Here is a 1,529-nt window from a genome sequence, read left to right on the forward strand (position 1 = left end):
TTTACGAGCTCCGTGAGGTTGATGTCGAAGAGCGCGACAACACGATCATTCTCAGGGGGGTGGTTTCGAGTTTCTATCACAAACAATTGGCTCAGGAAGCGGTTCGATCCATCTTGAGGGGCCATGATGTAGAACTCGTCAATCTCATCCAAGTGACGAGGGACCGGCTTGTTGATCCTGATTGACGAGTGGACCTGTCAAGAGGATCGGATGAAAGTCACGTGGTTTAGAGGAGCACGGAGGCCTCCGCAAAAGCGCCTGGCGATGTTCCGTGCGGAGCTGGTCCATCGCCGGTGGAGGGAACCATGTCTTTCTATTCGCCCTACGACGAGGATGTCGTGCTCCGGGAAGAGCGGCTTATGAGCTATCCGCTCGCCCCATCTCTGGCAGAAGCGGAGCGTTTGGCAGCCCGGATTCACCAGGCCATTGAGGAGGCCACCGCCCGCTCTGTCACTGACCTCCGCGTCATCGTGGAGGGGGATTCCGTGACCCTGATGGGACGCTGTCCGAGCTTTCACATCAAGCAGAAAGCCCAGCACGCCGCGATGCGGCTGGCGCCGGGCTCCCTGCACAATGAAATCGTTGTGGCGTGGCGCCGCTAAGGTGAACGGCCCCCTATTCAGAAAGCCGGACGTTCGCGTACGGGAAGGAAGCTTTTCAGAACCGATTCACGGTGACAGCACTGATAGCACCCCACCTCAGAGGCAGTCACCATCTCCCAAACAGGTCTCAAAAATCGTTCGCGACCTCTCTTCCATTGCGGGTCGCCAGTGCCCGCCACACGCTCAGATTCACGGTTTCGGAGACGGGCCGCACGGCGCCGTCAGCCATGAGAACGTTGACGACACCGGGATGGTAACTGCGTGCCGTCACCGCGGCAGTGGTGGGAACCGTATTTGATTTCCCCTCCTGCTGATTGGTCCAATCCACGTCGTAGGTTTTGCCAGCAACCACGCACAGAATGCGCGTGTTGGGCGTGAAAGTAGCCGTCACTCCTGCCTGATGGGCTTTTCCGTCGACCCACTCGGTGTGGCCGCTTTCGGGTTTGAACTCCCCACCCCAGCCACACAAATCCCCCGGATTAGCCGGGAGCGAAGGCGGCGGATTGATCGCAGCATTCCGATAATACGGGGTGTAAGCTTTCACTTCGGCCGCAGCGATCGTCTGGCTCAGTCCGTCGACGAACTCGGCAACCGAAGTCCCCTGAAACGGCCGAAATGCACCATCGCCTCCCCGCTGAGCCACAGGGTCCCACACAAACCAGGTACCGACATTGACACCATAGTTCACCGGAAAATGCGCATCGATTCCATTCTCCCGCCGGACCTCCGCCCGGATCTCGCTGGGACACACATAGACCGGAACGCGATGAGCGCTGAGGCGAGAACCATCGGGGAGGTACACATCGTCATAGTCTTTCGTAAAGTCGATCCCCGCATAGAGGTTTCCCTGTTCCAAGTAAGGCAGAAGCAGAGCCTGTGCGGACCATTCTGTTTGCAACCCCGAACCCACAGGGCCCCCAATACTCG

2 protein-coding genes and 1 pseudogene are annotated in these 1,529 nt (G+C 58.7%); 2 read left to right on the forward strand and 1 reads right to left on the reverse strand.

The features are described from left to right. Nucleotides 1-185, forward strand: a pseudogene (locus ABJK56_RS08105) (hypothetical protein); the annotation flags it as partial. Between the two features lie 120 nt (nucleotides 186-305). After that, entirely contained in the window at nucleotides 306-602 is a 297-nt protein-coding gene (locus ABJK56_RS08110) for a BON domain-containing protein (protein WP_347244160.1), read from the forward strand. Between the two features lie 127 nt (nucleotides 603-729). On the opposite strand, the gene ABJK56_RS08115 is transcribed toward ABJK56_RS08110, so the two are convergent. Further along, on the reverse strand, nucleotides 730-1,529 hold an 800-nt coding region (locus tag ABJK56_RS08115; RefSeq protein ID WP_347244161.1), incomplete at its 5' end, for a DUF1559 domain-containing protein.

Source organism: Thermogutta sp. (genome assembly GCF_039793925.1).
In the GTDB taxonomy this organism is placed as follows: Bacteria; Planctomycetota; Planctomycetia; order Pirellulales; family Thermoguttaceae; genus Thermogutta.